The sequence below is a fragment of the Bradyrhizobium commune genome, assembly GCF_015624505.1.
In the GTDB taxonomy this organism is placed as follows: domain Bacteria; phylum Pseudomonadota; class Alphaproteobacteria; order Rhizobiales; family Xanthobacteraceae; genus Bradyrhizobium; species Bradyrhizobium commune.
On sequence record NZ_CP061379.1, the window covers coordinates 6753350 to 6768436 of the forward strand.

General features: G+C 66.2%; 17 protein-coding genes. 3 read left to right on the forward strand and 14 right to left on the reverse strand.

Going from position 1 to position 15087, the window contains the following annotated elements; genetic code table 11:
- Window positions 1–166 precede the first annotated feature (166 nt).
- The 4 genes from IC761_RS31680 to IC761_RS31695 all read right to left on the reverse strand — a co-directional run bounded on the left by IC761_RS31680 (window position 167) and on the right by IC761_RS31695 (window position 3147).
- The gene (locus tag IC761_RS31680) at window positions 167–466 is read right to left on the reverse strand and encodes a winged helix-turn-helix domain-containing protein (protein ID WP_195800555.1); all 300 of its coding nucleotides are present in this window, start codon (window positions 464–466) and stop codon (window positions 167–169) included.
- Window positions 466–1017: a hypothetical protein gene (locus IC761_RS31685; RefSeq protein ID WP_195800556.1), complete on the reverse strand. Its 552-nt coding sequence runs from the start codon at window positions 1015–1017 to the stop codon at window positions 466–468. Before IC761_RS31685 ends, IC761_RS31680 begins: the two co-directional genes overlap by 1 nt.
- Window positions 1018–1259: 242 nt before the next feature.
- The gene (locus tag IC761_RS31690; protein ID WP_195800557.1) at window positions 1260–1847 is read right to left on the reverse strand and encodes an inner membrane-spanning protein YciB; all 588 of its coding nucleotides are present in this window, start codon (window positions 1845–1847) and stop codon (window positions 1260–1262) included.
- Window positions 1848–2136: 289 nt separating this feature from the next.
- Window positions 2137–3147, reverse strand: coding sequence for an alpha/beta hydrolase (locus tag IC761_RS31695; RefSeq protein ID WP_195800558.1), 1011 nt, complete (start codon window positions 3145–3147; stop codon window positions 2137–2139).
- A 116-nt stretch (window positions 3148–3263) separates the two neighbouring features.
- Between IC761_RS31695 and xseA the strand changes: the two genes are divergently transcribed.
- The gene (xseA, locus tag IC761_RS31700; RefSeq protein ID WP_195800559.1) at window positions 3264–4898 is read left to right on the forward strand and encodes an exodeoxyribonuclease VII large subunit; all 1635 of its coding nucleotides are present in this window, start codon (window positions 3264–3266) and stop codon (window positions 4896–4898) included.
- A 183-nt stretch (window positions 4899–5081) separates the two neighbouring features.
- Here xseA and IC761_RS31705 read toward each other — a convergent pair whose 3' ends face one another.
- Window positions 5082–5231, reverse strand: coding sequence for a hypothetical protein (locus IC761_RS31705; RefSeq protein WP_195800560.1), 150 nt, complete (start codon window positions 5229–5231; stop codon window positions 5082–5084).
- A gap of 201 nt (window positions 5232–5432) precedes the next feature.
- Window positions 5433–6263: a dienelactone hydrolase family protein gene (locus IC761_RS31710; protein WP_195800561.1), complete on the reverse strand. Its 831-nt coding sequence runs from the start codon at window positions 6261–6263 to the stop codon at window positions 5433–5435.
- A gap of 253 nt (window positions 6264–6516) precedes the next feature.
- Here IC761_RS31710 and IC761_RS31715 point away from each other — a divergent pair, with 253 nt between their 5' ends.
- Complete coding sequence (locus IC761_RS31715) at window positions 6517–6744, forward strand: DUF2093 domain-containing protein (RefSeq protein ID WP_195800562.1); 228 nt, start codon at window positions 6517–6519, stop codon at window positions 6742–6744.
- A gap of 16 nt (window positions 6745–6760) precedes the next feature.
- On the opposite strand, the gene IC761_RS31720 is transcribed toward IC761_RS31715, so the two are convergent.
- The 8 genes from IC761_RS31720 to IC761_RS31755 all read right to left on the reverse strand — a co-directional run bounded on the left by IC761_RS31720 (window position 6761) and on the right by IC761_RS31755 (window position 14295).
- A complete protein-coding gene (locus IC761_RS31720) occupies window positions 6761–7063 on the reverse strand; it encodes a hypothetical protein (RefSeq protein WP_195800563.1) in 303 nt (100 codons plus the stop codon).
- A gap of 217 nt (window positions 7064–7280) precedes the next feature.
- Window positions 7281–8564, reverse strand: a complete 1284-nt coding sequence (locus IC761_RS31725) for an IS701 family transposase (RefSeq protein WP_195800564.1) — start codon at window positions 8562–8564, stop codon at window positions 7281–7283.
- 195 nt (window positions 8565–8759) lie between these two features.
- On the reverse strand, window positions 8760–9776 hold the full coding sequence (gene lpxK, locus IC761_RS31730; RefSeq protein ID WP_195800565.1) for a tetraacyldisaccharide 4'-kinase: 1017 nt from the start codon (window positions 9774–9776) through the stop codon (window positions 8760–8762).
- Complete coding sequence (locus IC761_RS31735) at window positions 9769–11115, reverse strand: 3-deoxy-D-manno-octulosonic acid transferase (protein WP_195800566.1); 1347 nt, start codon at window positions 11113–11115, stop codon at window positions 9769–9771. Before IC761_RS31735 ends, lpxK begins: the two co-directional genes overlap by 8 nt.
- Window positions 11078–11791 carry a lysophospholipid acyltransferase family protein gene (locus tag IC761_RS31740; protein WP_195800567.1) on the reverse strand — a complete coding sequence of 238 codons (714 nt, stop codon included), beginning with the start codon at window positions 11789–11791 and terminating at the stop codon, window positions 11078–11080. Before IC761_RS31740 ends, IC761_RS31735 begins: the two co-directional genes overlap by 38 nt.
- Window positions 11788–12033: a DUF4170 domain-containing protein gene (locus IC761_RS31745; RefSeq protein WP_195800568.1), complete on the reverse strand. Its 246-nt coding sequence runs from the start codon at window positions 12031–12033 to the stop codon at window positions 11788–11790. Before IC761_RS31745 ends, IC761_RS31740 begins: the two co-directional genes overlap by 4 nt.
- 59 nt (window positions 12034–12092) lie before the next feature.
- A complete protein-coding gene (locus tag IC761_RS31750) occupies window positions 12093–12911 on the reverse strand; it encodes a 3'(2'),5'-bisphosphate nucleotidase CysQ (RefSeq protein ID WP_195800569.1) in 819 nt (272 codons plus the stop codon).
- A complete protein-coding gene (locus IC761_RS31755) occupies window positions 12898–14295 on the reverse strand; it encodes a TldD/PmbA family protein (protein ID WP_195800570.1) in 1398 nt (465 codons plus the stop codon). The genes IC761_RS31750 and IC761_RS31755 overlap by 14 nt, the downstream gene beginning before the upstream one ends.
- Window positions 14296–14568: 273 nt before the next feature.
- Between IC761_RS31755 and IC761_RS31760 the strand changes: the two genes are divergently transcribed.
- On the forward strand, window positions 14569–15087 hold the full coding sequence (locus IC761_RS31760) for a DUF6101 family protein (protein WP_195800571.1): 519 nt from the start codon (window positions 14569–14571) through the stop codon (window positions 15085–15087).

Sequence of the window (15087 nt, forward strand, 5' to 3'; positions counted from 1 at the left end):
GGCATCCATCTGACATCGTTTAGTGAGCTGTCACCGTCATCGGTTCAAGCGGGAGCGGGACTCGCCGGGAGAACCCCTCACCCGAGTGAGTCCGTGTTGACCGGCGGAGATGCCCTCTCCCGCAAGGGGCGAGGGCACAACAATCAGCAGCGCGATGGCGGCGGAGCTACACCTGCCTCCCCGCAATGATCTCCTGCAAGGTCGCCACATGCCGCGCAAACGCGCCGCGTCCTGCAGCTGTTGCAGTCACCGTGGTCTGCGGCTTCTTGCCCACAAAGGCCTTCTCCACGGCGACATACCCCGCCTTGGCGAGCGTCTCGATATGGGCGCCGAGATTGCCGTCGGTGGCGCCGGTGAGCTTCTTGAGGCGCGCGAATTCCAGGCCGGCGGACACGGGCAGCGCGTTGAGCGCCGCCATGATCTTCAGCCGCAGCGGCTGGTGGATGATGTCGTCGAGCTCGGCCATCAGATCCGCCGCATCCAGAGACCGCCGAGGATCAGCCCGCCGCCATTGACGAAGGCCATCCAGAGCGGGAATGCCGCGCCGATGTAGAAGAAGCCGATCAGCGTTAGCACAGTGATGCCGACCCCGATCGCGACGAACGCGGTGCCGAACCAGAGACCGGCGATGGTGTAGAACAGCATGAAGTAGACCGGCCAGAACGCGCCTTGCTGTCGCGGCGTGAAGTGACCGAGGATGTCGATGCAGAAGAAGCCGAACGCAAAGAACAGGATAAGGGTCAGGAATATCCTGACATCGAAATTGCGCCCGCCCTTGTATGATCGATAGTAGACGCCGATCGCAACGAGGCCGGCCACCCCCACCACGTCGACCGCGATCCAGGTGTACGCGCCGTAGCGCGGCCAGAGCCAGGTCGCAACATTGCCGGCGAACACCAGCGCGCCCCACAGAATCGCTGCGACGCTGCCCTGGTCATAGAGCTGCGATTGCCGTACCCGCTGGACGATATCGTCGATCTCGGCCAGCGCTTCAGAGGCCTGCTTGCTGTCGATCATGTCGTCCTCTTTCAGCCCCAGGGCCATCGCATATCGGTCTCAGTGACATCCGAGCGCACGCCTCGTCCTTCGAGACGACCGCTCCGCGGTCTCCTCAGGATGAGGCTCAACGGCAGCTTTGCCTATCAATCAGCTGCCACGCATTCGGTCCTCATCCTGAGGGCCCGCCGAAGGCGGGCGTCTCGAAGGATGGCCGCGAGCGCGTTTCCTGCCACGTTTTGCTCATATGCGATTGCCCCCCTTCAACCCGGCATCGGTGCGACATCGCGCGGGCGGTCGCCGGCAAGACGTCGTCTGCGGCCGATGGTGCGCATCACCGCGTAGCCGATCAGGAACATCAGGGCTTTGCTGACGATGCCATAGATCGACATGACCGCTGACCAGGTCGCAACGTCGACATTGAGCGCCACGATCACGTTCAGCGCGGCAGAGACAAACATCAGGCCCGACCAGGCGTACCCGAGGATGATTGCGATGTCCGGCACCAGCTCGAGCGCGATCGGCGGCAGGTAGCGGTTCATCCAGCCCCGCTTCAGCATCACGATTCCGACGATGACGTAGATCACGCTCGGCTTGATCATCATGAAGCGCGGATCGTTGGTGATCAGCGTGACGGTGCCGGCGCCGAGCACCAGAAACAGGCTCATCCACTGCATGGTGTCGATCGGCTTGCGGCGCGCGACTTGCCAGCCGATCTGGGCCAGGCCCAGCACCATGCCGAGCACCACCGACAGGGTCACGTTATGGGTCAGCAGATAAAGCGCGAGAAAGAACAGCGTCGCCGCCATGTCGAGCAGCAGCAGTTTTCCGGCCTGGAACAGGTTCTTCATGGGCGGCTCCACGGCTGATCGCTGACGGCAGGGCCATCGCATGCGAGTTTCAGGCGGACTGCGCAGCTTGCTCCAGCCTCTCCCGCTTGCGGGAGAGGCCGACGCGATCGCAGAGCGCGGCGGGTGAGGGCTCTCTCCGCTTGGGGATTTGCTCCGCAATTCTCGACGATCCCATTGCGGCGACAGCCCTCTCCCCGACCCTCCCCCGCAAGCGGGGGAGGGAGCCTACCGCCGATGCCGCTCCATCGTTCGCTCTCATATGCGATTGCCCTGCCACCACCGGGACGCATCATGACTGGCCCGCTCCCCGTGTCGCGACGTCCTCGGCGATCGCATTGACGGCCTTCGGGACCGTGACCATGCCCATGTGATTGACGCCCTCGATCAGCTTGACGTCGACCGAGGGTTTGATGGCCTGCACGGCTTCCGCGTATTTGTCCGAGATCATCATCTCGTCCTCGGCCCCGCCGAAGATCGTCATCGGATGCGTCACCGCGGCGAGATCGAGGCGATAGCCGTGCGTGGCGAAATTGCGCGTCAAGCGGTCGGAATAGGTCGGCACCAAAATCCGCTCGGAGTTTGGCGGCACCGCGAAGGCGAGCACCGGAAGCTGCGCGCAGCAATCGATGCCGAGCTTGCGCAACGCGGTGAGGGCGAGGAAGCGCGGCATGTCGGCATTGGCCCAGCCGCCGGAATGCGGCTTGTTGGTCGGCGCGTCATAGCCGAGATAGGGCGCGACCAGCACGGTGCGCACGAACATGTCCTGCATGATCGGCGTCGCGGCGACGCGCAGCGAGAAGCCGCCGCCGGCGGAATGCCCGATCAGGGTCAGCGGCAGATCCGGCGCGCTCTTGCGGACATGGGCGACGAAGTCGACGAGATCGTCCTCGAGCTGGCCGACATAGCCGATGTCGCCGCGGGTGCCGGAGGCACCGTGGCCGCGTGTATCCAGCGCCCAGGTCGCGACGCCGTGCGCGGCCATCGCCGCGGTCAGGGCGTGGTTGACCGTGCCGGAGGAGCCGGACGAGCCGTGGATGAAGATGGCGCCGCGACCGGTGTCGGCCCCCTTCGGCGCGTAGTGGCGGAAGCCGAGCCAGGTGCCGTCGCGGGCCTGGAAACGCTCGAGTGGCGGCAGCGTGGACCAGTCGATGCCCTTGGCGGAGTCCGCGACCGAGCGCATCTCCGCAGGCCGCTCCAGCGGCATCGCGATCAGGGCGGTGAAGATCAGCGCCACGGCGCCGACCGCGCAGAGACCCCATTTCAGCAAGCCCAGCACCCCTCGCAGCAACCGCATCGCCATGGCCCAAACTCCCTGACCAGATCATCAGAGAACTCTATATTACAGAGTACTCTTGTGATCAAGAGCCGGATTCGCGCTGGCCGGCGAAAATCCTTAACGTCTGAAACGACCCCAACATGCCGAATCGTTTGCCGATGCCGCCTGCGGAACCGCTGCCCAATACGCCTGAATTCACCGTCTCCGAGCTCTCGCAGTCCCTGAGGCGGACGGTGGAGGACACCTATGGCCATGTCCGGGTCCGCGGCGAAATCTCCGGGTTCCGTGGCGCGCATTCCTCCGGCCATTGCTATTTCGCGCTGAAGGACGAGAGCGCCAAGATCGAGGCGGTGATCTGGAAGGGCGTGCACTCGCGGATGCGCTTCAAGCCCCAGGAAGGGCTCGAGGTCATTGCCACCGGCAAGCTCACGACCTATCCGGGCTCGTCCAAGTATCAGATCGTGATCGAGGCGCTGGAGCCGGCCGGCATCGGCGCGCTGATGGCGCTGATGGAGGAGCGCAAGAAGAAGCTCGCCGCCGAGGGCCTGTTCGACGAGGCGCGCAAGCAGCTCTTGCCCTGGCTGCCGGAGGTGATCGGCGTGGTGACCTCGCCGACCGGCGCCGTGATCCGCGACATCCTGCACCGGCTGGAGGATCGCTTCCCCCGCCACGTGCTGGTGTGGCCGGTGAAAGTTCAGGGCGAAGGCTCGGCCGAGCAGGTTGCGGCTGCGATCCGCGGCTTCAACGCGATCCCTGCGGGCGGCAGGATTCCGCGGCCCGACGTGCTCATCGTCGCGCGCGGCGGCGGCTCGCTGGAGGATCTCTGGTCGTTCAACGAGGAGATCGTGGTGCGGGCGGCGGCCGAGAGCATGATCCCGCTGATCTCGGCGGTCGGCCACGAGACCGACATCACGCTGATCGATTTCGTCGCCGACAAGCGCGCGCCGACGCCGACGGCGGCGGCCGAGATGGCGGTGCCGGTGCGCAGCGAATTGTTCGTCGAGGTCGCCGATCTCGCGCGCCGCACCCGCGCCTATTGGCAGCGTGCCCATGAGAGCCGCCGCAGCGAATTGCGTGCCGCCGCGCGCGCGCTGCCCGCGGCGCCCGACCTGCTCGCGATCCCGCGGCAGCGGCTGGATTCGGCAGGCAGCGCCCTGCCCCGCGGGCTCAAGGCCAACACCCATGCGCATTTCCGCAGGTTCACCGCGGCAAGCGCAAAACTGACGCTGCGGGTGCTGCACGGGCAGATTTCGCAGGCCGATCACCGGCTCACGGTGTGCGGCGAGCGGCTCGGGCTTTCCGCGCGCTCGCTGCTGCGGCAGCGGCGCGATCGCTTTGCCGGGCTTGAACTACGCCTGCGCGCCTCAAAACTCTCCAACGCGCAGGCGCAGCGCAACGCGATTCTCCGGCAGCGCGAGCGCACGCAGCGGCTGTCCGAGCGCGCCGGCCGTGCGCTGGCGACGCTGTTGCAGCGGCTCGATGCGCGCGTCGAGAACAGCGGCAAGCTGCTCTCGGCGCTGTCCTATCGCGGCGTGCTCGCCCGCGGCTTTGCGCTGGTGCGGGATGACGCCGGCCATCCGCTGCATTCGGCAGACGCGATTGGGCCCGGCGCACGCGTCGAGATCGAGTTCGCGGATGGACGTGTGGCGGCGACCGCGGATGCCGATCGGCCGGCGCCGGCGGCCAAGCGCGCGCCGCCGAAGCCGGCCGCGCAGGAGACAAGACCCGCGCCCAAGCGCGTGGGCAAGCCGGTGGATCAGGGCAGCTTGTTTTAAAGGCTTTCCTTGGTGTCGTCCCGGCCTAGTGCGCAATTGCGCACGGGGGCCGGGACCCATAACCCCAGGGAGAAGTTTGGCGAAGACTCGTCGGTCGGTACTCATACCTCACGCAATCGATGAATCACGCGGTATGGGTCCCGGCCTTCGCCGGGACGACGATGGGAGAGATATTCGCCAGCCTCAGCGGCAGCTCAATCCCGCATCCATCGTGGTCCAGAAGCCGCAATGTTCCGGCGCGAGCTGGGGCGCGCCGGCGTGGGCTTCGAACAGGAAGATCACGACGGTGAAGACGACGAAGGCGGAGGTGAAGAGGGCGAGGCGATTGCGCATGAACGATGCGTTTAGTCGACATCATGGTCGAACTAAGGCGCCGACACAGGCTGAAACCGGCTCGCGGCGCGATCCGTAGATTCCCGGTCGGCCCGCTTTGGATGGCGTAGCCCGGATGGAGCGCAGCGTAATCCGGGGTGCATGCGACGGATACAGGGGTCCCGGATTGCGCTTCGCTCCATCCGGGCTACGAGAACCACGCTACCGCGCCAGCCACGCCGCGACCTGTTTCTGCGAATCCGCGCGCGCGTCCGCATCGGTGCCGAGATGGCCGTGCTCGGGCGTTGCGGCGTCGCCGGTGCCTGCGAGCGCATGCAGCGGCGTGTTGGCGCGATCGAAATCGTGATAGGCGCCGGGATAGACCACGATGCGCGTCAGCGCGCTGCGGCCGAGCGCGCCGTCCACCATCTGCCGGCAGGCAGGCGGCGAGGAGACGTCGTCCTTGCCGCCGATCAGGACCAGCGTCGGCACCCGCGTGCTCCAGCCGAGGCCGGCGGAGATGCGGCAATCCGGATAGAAGGCGATGGCCGCGCGGAAATCCGGGTTGGCATCGCGCGCGGCATTCTGCGGGCGCACCGCCCAGAGCAGCGCGCTGGCGCCATTGGCCCAGCCGATCAGGCTGACGCGATCGCGCGCGACCCAATTCTGCTTCATCAGCCAGGCGCGCGTCGCCACGATGTCGGCGACGCGCTCGCGCCGCGCCTTGACGTGGCCTTCCTTGACCCGGCATTGCGGCCCGAGCTCGCGCGAACCGTAGCTGTCGGGCAATAGCACCGCGTTACCGGCCTTCAACAGGTCCTCGGCCCAGTCGCGGTAGCGCGGCAGCACGGCATCGGGATGGCCGCCGAGGCCGCCGCAACCATGCAGCGCCACCACGGTCGGAAACGGCCCCTCGCCTTCGGGCTTGAAGAGCTGCGCATGCAGCACGCCACCCGACAGGGGAATGTCGATCTGTTGCGGCGCAGGCGCAGGCGCCGCGCGCGCAGCCGACATCAGGAGTGTTAACAACAGGGCGGCTAATCGAAGGCGCATGGGACGATCCTTCGCCGCAGCACGAGAGCCATTTCCGTTCCGATGGAATCGCAACATGGCTCTAGATTCTTGCTTTGACGCGTTTTCTTTACGCGAACCGGAATCCACTTCGCTCGAAAACGCTCTATCACGCGAAAACAGCGGAAAAACATCACAAGTCGGTGGGTTTCACGGGCGGACAAGGCATCCTATTTATGCTACATCCCGTCCAACATATCGTTCCCTCAGGGGGCATCCACGGAGACTTCCAACCGTGCTGAACAAGTTCGGCCCCTCGGGCCATGGCGAAGCGCAAGTGCAATATCTCGACGGCGATTTCCGCGTGATCTCGCCGGGCACCTATGTGCGCTGCGCGATCACCGACACGCGGATTCCGCTCGACGAATTGAAATACTGGAGCGTCGACCTGCAAGAGGCCTACGCCACGCCGGCGGCCGTGTTGCAGCGGCATTTTCCCGGCGCGCCGAAGCCGCAGGCGTGAGGCCGCATCGGCGCGGCTATTGCGGCTCCGCGCCATCCCCGCCCATGCAAGTCTTGATAAGGCTCTTCCGGGGCTCGCCGACGAGCTTCTGATCGATCGCCTGCTTCAGGCAATCCACCCGCGCCTGCGCCATGCAGAGCTGCATCTGGTCGCGCTTGTCCTGCCCCTTCAGGTTTTGCGTCGAGCCGAGACAGCTGACGCGCTTGGTCGCGGGAACCGGGACCGCGGCGGCTGGCGCCGCGGGCGCCGGCGTCGTTTGTGCAAGCGCGGGTGTAACAATCAGACACACAATGGCGGCGGCAGCGAGGGGCAGTTTCATGAGACGACTCCTGATCGTCAGAAAGCGATAGGAGTCTTGCGATGAATGTCGGGTGAATGGCGAACTGTCGTAGGGTGGGTTAGTCTTACTGCGTCATGGTCGTCGCCGTCCATTTGACGCTGCGCTGGTGCCACAGCACGGACATCGCGGCAGGGTTTTGATGAGCGCGCGGATCAACCGGGCGCGCATGGTTGCGATCGAGTTCGGGATGTGGCGTTCAGGCCGCGTGGGCGGAGCCTCTGGGTCGATAATCGTCGGGTAAGCGAGGTAGCGGGACTGGCGCGGCGGAACGAGGTCCTGAGGGGGGAATCGTCGCCTGCTCGGCGATCAGGAAGCCGTAGGCTGCGATGCACAGAGTTGCGTGGTGATGGAAGCCACGCCAGCCGCGTCCCTCGTAGTGACTGAGCCCGACCTCTTGCTTGAGTTCTTGATAGTCGCGCTCGATGCGCCAGCGAAGCTTGGCGAGATCGACGAGCCGCTCGAAGCTGATGGTCTCCGGCAGCGTTGAGAGCCAGTATTTGGTAGGCTCTGCTTCCCCCTCGGGCCATTCGATCAGCAGCCATTCCGGCGACAGCTTCTCGGGGATCAGTTTGTTGTACCCGACACGGACGCGCACACGTGCAAAGCGCGAGGACAGCCGGTCGGCCGAGCCTTCCCGCCACGTCACCGTACGCCAGGCCTGCTTCGGCAGAGCAAGCGTCACTTCCTTGGCCGAGACAAGATCGGGCTCGTCGCGTCGGCCGGTATTGTTCAGCGGCTTGTCCTTGCGCCGTGGGCGAGTGCCGGGTCGCCACATCAATGTATTAGGCAAAATGCCGGCTACATAGAGCACGCCCAAGGCTGTCATTCCCGCGCGTAGCCGCGAGTCATTGCCATAGGCCGTGTCCATCAATCCGACACCGCGCGGCAGGCCGGCCTCGCAAGCCCAACGTATCTGCTCCAGCGCGATCTCTGGTTTGGTCCTAAACTTGATCTCCTTCGGAACGCCCGCCTTCTTCCGGCGCGCGCGATCCTTCGCCCAAGTCTCCGGCAAATACAGCCGATAAGTCGCTGGAAGACTGGCGGCATGGTTGGCGATCGACAGAGACACCGCCACCTGGCAGTTGGCCTGCTTGCCGAGCTGACCGCAATATTGGTGGTGGACGCCGACCGAATGCTTGCCCTGCTTGGGGAATGACGTGTCGTCGATGATCCACGCCTCGATCGGCCCGCTCTTCTCGATCGCGGGCAGCGCCATCTCGCGGACCTTGGCAAGCACGTCCGCGTCCGACCAGGTCGCGTTACCGACAAAATGCAACAGTGATTGGTGCTGGGCTGCCGTCCGCGCCGGGGCCGTGCGCGCCGCCATCGGCTCGACGCTCTTGCGTTCACCCGGCAGCATCAAGCCGGTGCAATAGTCACGCAGTGGTCTCATCCGCACGGCCTGACCGATCACACTTCCAAGCCCCGCCACATACGCCGTAAACCGTGCCTCGCTGCCTTCACCCTGATTGAGATCCATCTGGCCCCCCGTGTGCCAAACATTGAATCTCTTCAAATATTTGATTCTACGCCCCCGCGGGCGCGACCGAATGACTCAGTAAGGTTAGCCGAAGGCGTAACCCACCATGCATCCGCGCATGCGGAACGAAGTTGGTGGGTTACGCCAAGCGGTCTGCGCTTCGCGCAGTCCGCAGGGCTAACCCACCCTACGCGATCATCGCTTGCTGAACCGCCGCTCGCGGGCCTGGTAGAGATGATCGCTGATGACGCGGCGGAGCGTCGCGAGGTCGTCGAACTCGAGCCGGACCGCAAACGGCACGATGCCGTCAGGAACGCCCGCGGTGCCGCGCAGCCGCGCGAGATCTTTTTCCGTCGTCACCAGCATGAGCTGCTCGCGCGCCGCATCGGCCGCGAGCGCGGCGAGCTCCGCTTGCGAGAACATGTGGTGATCGGCGAAGGGCCGCGTGCGCGCGACATCGATGCCGCTGGTGCGCAGCGTGCGGAAGAAGCGCTCGGGATCGCCGATGCCGGCAAACGCAAGCACGGGCTTGCCGAACAGCTGCCCAACGGAAGCCGCATCCGGCCTCAGCCGCGCGCGCAGCACCGGTTTTTCGCGCGCGGCAATCTCGGCCGCGACATCGTCGGCGGCATGGCCGTCGCCGATCAGCACCAGCGCGTCGGTGCGCGACAGCTGCGCCCTCAGCGGCGCGCGCAGGGGGCCGGCGGGAAACACCTTGCCGTTGCCGAGGCCACGGTCGCTGTCGATCACGATCAGCGAGGCGTCCTTCAACAGCTTCGGATTCTGGAAGCCGTCATCCATCAGGATCACGGTGGCGCCCTGTGATTTGGCCAGCGCCACGCCTTCGAGGCGGTCGCGCGCGACCGCGACCGGGACGTCGCGCACCATCATCAGCGGCTCGTCGCCAATGTCGGCCGCGGTGTGACGCATCCGATCGACCATCACCGGGCCCTTGAGGCGCCCGCCATAGCCGCGGCTGAGCACCACCGGCGTCTCGCCGAGCTCGCGCAGCAGCCTGGTCAGCGCCAGCACGGCCGGCGTCTTGCCGGCGCCGCCGACGTGATAATTGCCGACGCAGAGCACGGGGATGCCGGCGTCAAAACCCCGGCGTGCCATGCGGCGCGCCGCGATCGCGCCATAGAGCGCGCCGAGGGGACGGAGGACATGCGACTTCGGGGAACGTGGCCGGTACCAGAAGGCCGGCTCACGCATTGGCGGCTCCCATCTCGATGCGCAGCTGCATCAGATACGGTTCGAGCGCGGCCATGGTGCGGTCCAGCGCGCCGCCGAGCTGCTCGACCACACCGGCGCCGGCCTGCTGCATCTTGTCGCGCAGCGCGGGATCGGCGAGCAGCTGGCCGAGCTGCTTGACCAGCGCCTCCTGCGTGTCGGCCTGGCGCGCGCCGCCGCGACCGTCGAGCGCCTCATAGACGTCGGTGAAGTTGAAGACGTGCGGGCCGTGGACGATCGCCGCCCCGAGCTTGATCGCCTCGATCGGATTCTGGCCGCCATGGCGGATCAGCGATCCGCCCATGAACACGATTGGCGAGAGCCGGTAGAACAGGCCGAGCTCGCCCATGGTGTCGGCGACATAGACGTCGGTGGTGGCCGTGAGCGGCTCGTCGCGCGAGCGCAGCGCCGGCTTCAGGCCGGACGCCGTGATCAGGCCCGATATCGACGAGCCGCGATCCGGATGCCGCGGCACGATCACGGTCAGAAGCTGCGGAAAGAAGCCGACCAGGCTGCGATGCGCCGCGACCAGCATCTCGTCCTCGCCCGGATGGGTCGAGGCCGCGACGATGATCGGACGCCCGCGCGTCATCGCCATCAGCCGCTCCAGCTTGGCGGGATCGGCCGGCGGCGCCGGCACGTCGAGCTTGAGATTGCCGGTGGTGACGACGTCACGGCCACCGAGCGCGGCGAAGCGTTCGGCATCGGTCTTGGACTGCGCGAGACAGATGTCGAACCGCGACAGCAGCGCCGAGATGGTGCCGTACATCCGCCGCCAGCGCGGGAAGGAGCGCGGCGACATCCGCCCGTTGATCACCACCATCGGAACGCGCCGCGCGGCGCCGGCCAGGATCAGGTTCGGCCACAGGTCGGATTCGATGAACAGCGCCAGCGACGGCTTCCAGTGATCGAGGAAGCGCGCGACATAGCGCGGGGAATCATACGGCACGTATTGATGGATGACGTCGGGCGGAAAGCGCTTTGCCACGACCGCAGCCGAGGTGACGGTGCCGGAGGTGAGGAGGATGCGCAGGTTCAGATCGCGCAGGCGCTCGATCAGCGCGGCCGCGGCCAGCACCTCGCCGACGCTGGCGCCGTGGATCCAGACCAGCGGGCCGTGCGGCCGCACGTCCCGGGACAGGCCCCGCCGCTCGCCGACGCGCGCGGGATCCTCCTTGCCCTGCCTCAGCCGCCGCTTGATCAACGCAGGCGCGAGCGGCATCAGGCCGGTCGCCAGGCGCTGATACATCCGCAGCGTCATCGGAAGCGCATTGGGCAGCGAACTAGACATCATGGGGCCCCGGGCGGCCGAGCTGCGCATAGGCGCGGCGGGTCGCTTCGTTCAGCGTGTCCTCCAGGTCCTGCCGCAGCGCCTCCATGGCGGCGGCATCGGCGTCCGGCGGCACATGGATTTCCTTGATCCCGACCAATGCGCCCCGCCCGAATGGCAGGTTGATGGTGGTGCGGTCCCAGTTCTTCAGCCGGATGAAGCGGCTGGTCGCCATCGCGAAAGGCATGATCGGCCGCCCCGATTCCCGTGCCAGCATGATAATGCCAAGCCCTGCCACGCGCGAGCGCTTCGGGACATCGGCGGTCAGCGCGACATTACAGCCGTCCTGGAGCGTCCGCACCATCTCCTTGAAGGCGCCGACGCCACCCTTGCGGTGAAAGGCCCCGCCATGGTCGCCGGACCCCCGGATGGTGCCGATGCCGAGCCGCTCGGCGGCGATCGCATTGAACTCGCCGTCGCGGTGCCGCGAGATCAGGACCCTGGCCTTGTAGGAGTCCTTGTTCTTGATGAACGGGGTGAGGAAATGCTGGCCGTGCCAGAAGGCGAAGATCGCCGGGATCTGCGGCTCGACGAGGTCGTAGACATCAGGCGGATCGAACGCGAAGGTGTTGGTCCGCCAGACCAGACGCAGATATTCGGCCGCCAGGACCCCGACGGCACGCTGAAACCAGCTGCTTCGCAGCGTATTGCGAAGCAGTCTTTTCAACGCGCCTTCGTTTCTTCATTCGGGTCGAGCAGCCGGTGGAGGTGGACGATGAAATAGCGCATCTGCGCATTGTCGACCGTGCTCTGCGCCTTGGCGCGCCAGGCGACGTGAGCGGACGCATAATTCGGGTAGAGACCGACGATCTCGACGTCGTCCAGGTTCTTGAAGGTGTTGTGCTCGAGGTCGAGCAGTTCGCCACCAATGACGAGATGAAGCAGTTGTTGCGGGGCACTATCTGGCATGGGTTCGGTTCCTAACGGGCTGCCCGGCATAGCAGTGGTCGACAAGCACGCGGACGCGCTCAGGGCAAGGGACGGTTTCGAAAATGCGCGACAATGCTCGCATGACGATCGCGTCCCGCTGCCACCAGCACCCCGTGCGCCACTTCCCGGCGGTTATAGAGGATGGGTTCTCCGGAGAGGTCGCTCATCCTACCATCCGCTTCCTGCACGATCAAATCGGCCGCCGCAAGGTCCCAATCATGGCTGTTGCCCCCCGCAAAAGCCGCATCCAGCACGCCATTGGCAACCCGGCACAGGCGAAGCGCCAGCGAGCCGATTCGCGGATGCAGCTTGATGTCGCCGCCGAGCGTATTGAGCCGCTCGACCATCGGCTTCGGGCCGGCGACACGGGAGAAGTCGAGCGCGGCGCCGGGCGCGGCCGTGACCTGCCGGTCGTTGACCGTCGTGCCCCGGCCGCGGGCCGCGAAAAAGAACTCGTCACTGGTCGGCGCGAACACCGCGGCGAGCACGGGCGCGGAATTCTCAACCAGCGCGACGCTGACGCACCATTCGTCATGGCCGTTGAGATAGTTGCGGGTGCCGTCGATGGGATCGACCACCCAGGTCAGCCGCCGTGACAGCCGCGTGGAATCGTCGGCGCTCTCCTCCGACAGCCAGCCATAGTCGGGCGTGGCGGCACGCAGGCGCGCTTCGAGCAAATCGTTGACGGCGATGTCGGCTTCCGAGACCGGCGAGGATGCGCCCTTGATCCACTTCTTCAGCTCGGTGCGGAACATCGACTGCGCGAGGCTGCCCGCCTCCCGCACCGTGTCTTTCAGCAGTGCCGCGTCGTGCGTCAGGGTGGTTGCGTCGAGGGAGTTCGCGTCAGCGTCCGCCAAGCGTCAAACCCTCGATGCGCACCGTCGGCGCATTGATGCCGTAGCGGAACTCGAGATCGTTGGCCGGCTGCATCGACTTGAAGATCTCGAACAGATGGCCGGCGATCGTGACCTCGCTGACGGGATAGGTCAGCTCGCCGTTCTCGATCCAGAAGCCGGAGGCGCCGCGGCTGTAATCGCCGGTGACGCCATTGACGCCGGAGCCGATCAGGTCGGTGACGTAAAAGCCCTGCTTGATGTCGGAGATCAGTTCCTTCGGCGTCGGAGAGCCGGCTTCGAGATGCAGATTATACGGCCCGGGCGACGGCGAGGACGAGACGCCGCGATGGGCATGGCCGGTGGTGGTCAGCCCGAGCTCGCGCGCGGTGGCGCAGTCGAGCAGCCAGGTCGTCAGCACGCCCTCGTCGATCAGCGCGATCTTCTTCACCGCGACGCCTTCGGCGTCAAAAGTCTGCGAGCGCAGGCCGCGCTTGCGCAGGGGATCGTCGATGATGCGGATGTTTTTGGCGAACAGCTGCTGGCCGAGCTTGTCCTTCAGGAAGCTGGTCTTGCGCGCGATCGAGGCGCCGTTGATGGCGCCGACGACATGGCCGACCAGCGAGCCGGCGACGCGCGGGTCGAACACGACCGGCACCTTGCAGGTCTCGACCTTGCGCGGGTTGAACCGCGCCACGGTGCGCTCGCCGGCGGAACGGCCGACGATCTCAGGCGACAGCAGATCGGCGCCATGCGGCGCAGAGGTGAAGTCGTAATCGCGCTCCATGCTGGTGCCTTCGCCGACGATCGCGGTCGCCGAGATGCCCTGGCTGGAACGCAAGTAAGAACCGTGGAAGCCGGTCGAGGTGACGAGCACCATGCCGCCCATGCCGGCCGAGGCCGAGGCGCCGCCGGATTTGGCCACACCCTTCACGGCGAGGGCTGCGGCTTCCGCTTCCAGCGCGCGGCGCTCGAGCTCGGCGGTTGCCGGAATATCGGGATCGAGCAGATCGAGCTCGGGGAAGTCGCGCGCGAGCAGCGCGGGATCGGCCAGCCCGACATATTTGTCGTCGGGCGCGACGCGTGCCATTGCCACCGCGCGCTCGGCAAGCTTGGTGACGGCGTCGCCGCTGGCGTCATTGGTCGACACCACTGCCTGGCGCCGGCCGACCAGCACGCGCAGGCCGACATCGTCGCCCTCGGACCGCTCGGATTCCTCGACGCGGCCGTCGCGCACCTCGACGCCCTGCGAGACGCCGCGCACTGCGACCGCATCGGCCGCATCCGCGCCGGCGCGCTTGGCCGCCTCCACCAGCCGCTGTGCGAGATCCGACAGCGCGGACTGATCGAACAGGTCGCGATTGGTTTTGGGCGAAAGCGTCGAGCTTGCGGATGGTGAAGAGTTCACGAACGAAATCCTGTCGGGGCGGGGTTCGGGCTTGGGACGGCCAAACCCACCAGATGTGCCCAAATGGTGCGGACTTCAAGCATTTTCAGCCTGTCAAAAGCTCAGATTCGCAGCTTCCGCGCAACGTCTCGTCAATCATGCGCGCCAAGCTCTTGTCAATCATGCGTGGCGGTGACGCTGGATTAACCAGCCTTTTTAAGCGGTTTCCGAAAAGCGCGCGCTAAGGTCCTCGCATCGACCGGGAACATAATCCTGGCGGGGAGAACGAAAGCCGTGAGGCGTCAAACAGCAACATGCGGGGCCAACCCCGCTGGGTCGAGCCGCTCACTGCGGCTCGACCCTCTTTCCCTTCCGGTCCGCTTCGATGCGCATGACCCGCGCGCCGACGGATATGTCCGGCAGATCGAGCTTCATCGCGAACGCGTCGTGCTGCGCCGTGCCGTCCGCGGCATGCAGATGGCGATCAACGTCCGCGTCAGCGACTTCACCGGCGTTGCCTTGCGCGGCAACGACGAGGCCCAGACCCTGGTGCTGGTGCACCGCGATCCCTCGCTCTCGGTTCCGCTGCTGGTCAGCGCCGATGGCGACGAGCTTGCGGAAGCCTGGGCGATCTGGAGCGAAATCTTCGCTCTGCCGCAGCTCGACGAAGGCGCCCGCAAGCCCGCTCCGCGCCGCCGCCGCGCCAACGCGATCCGCGCCCGCCGCCCGAAATTCTTGATGCGCCGGCGCATCGCCATGGCGCGCCAGCTGCCGATCCATCGCGACGAGCGCGAGATCATCGCACGGACCTGA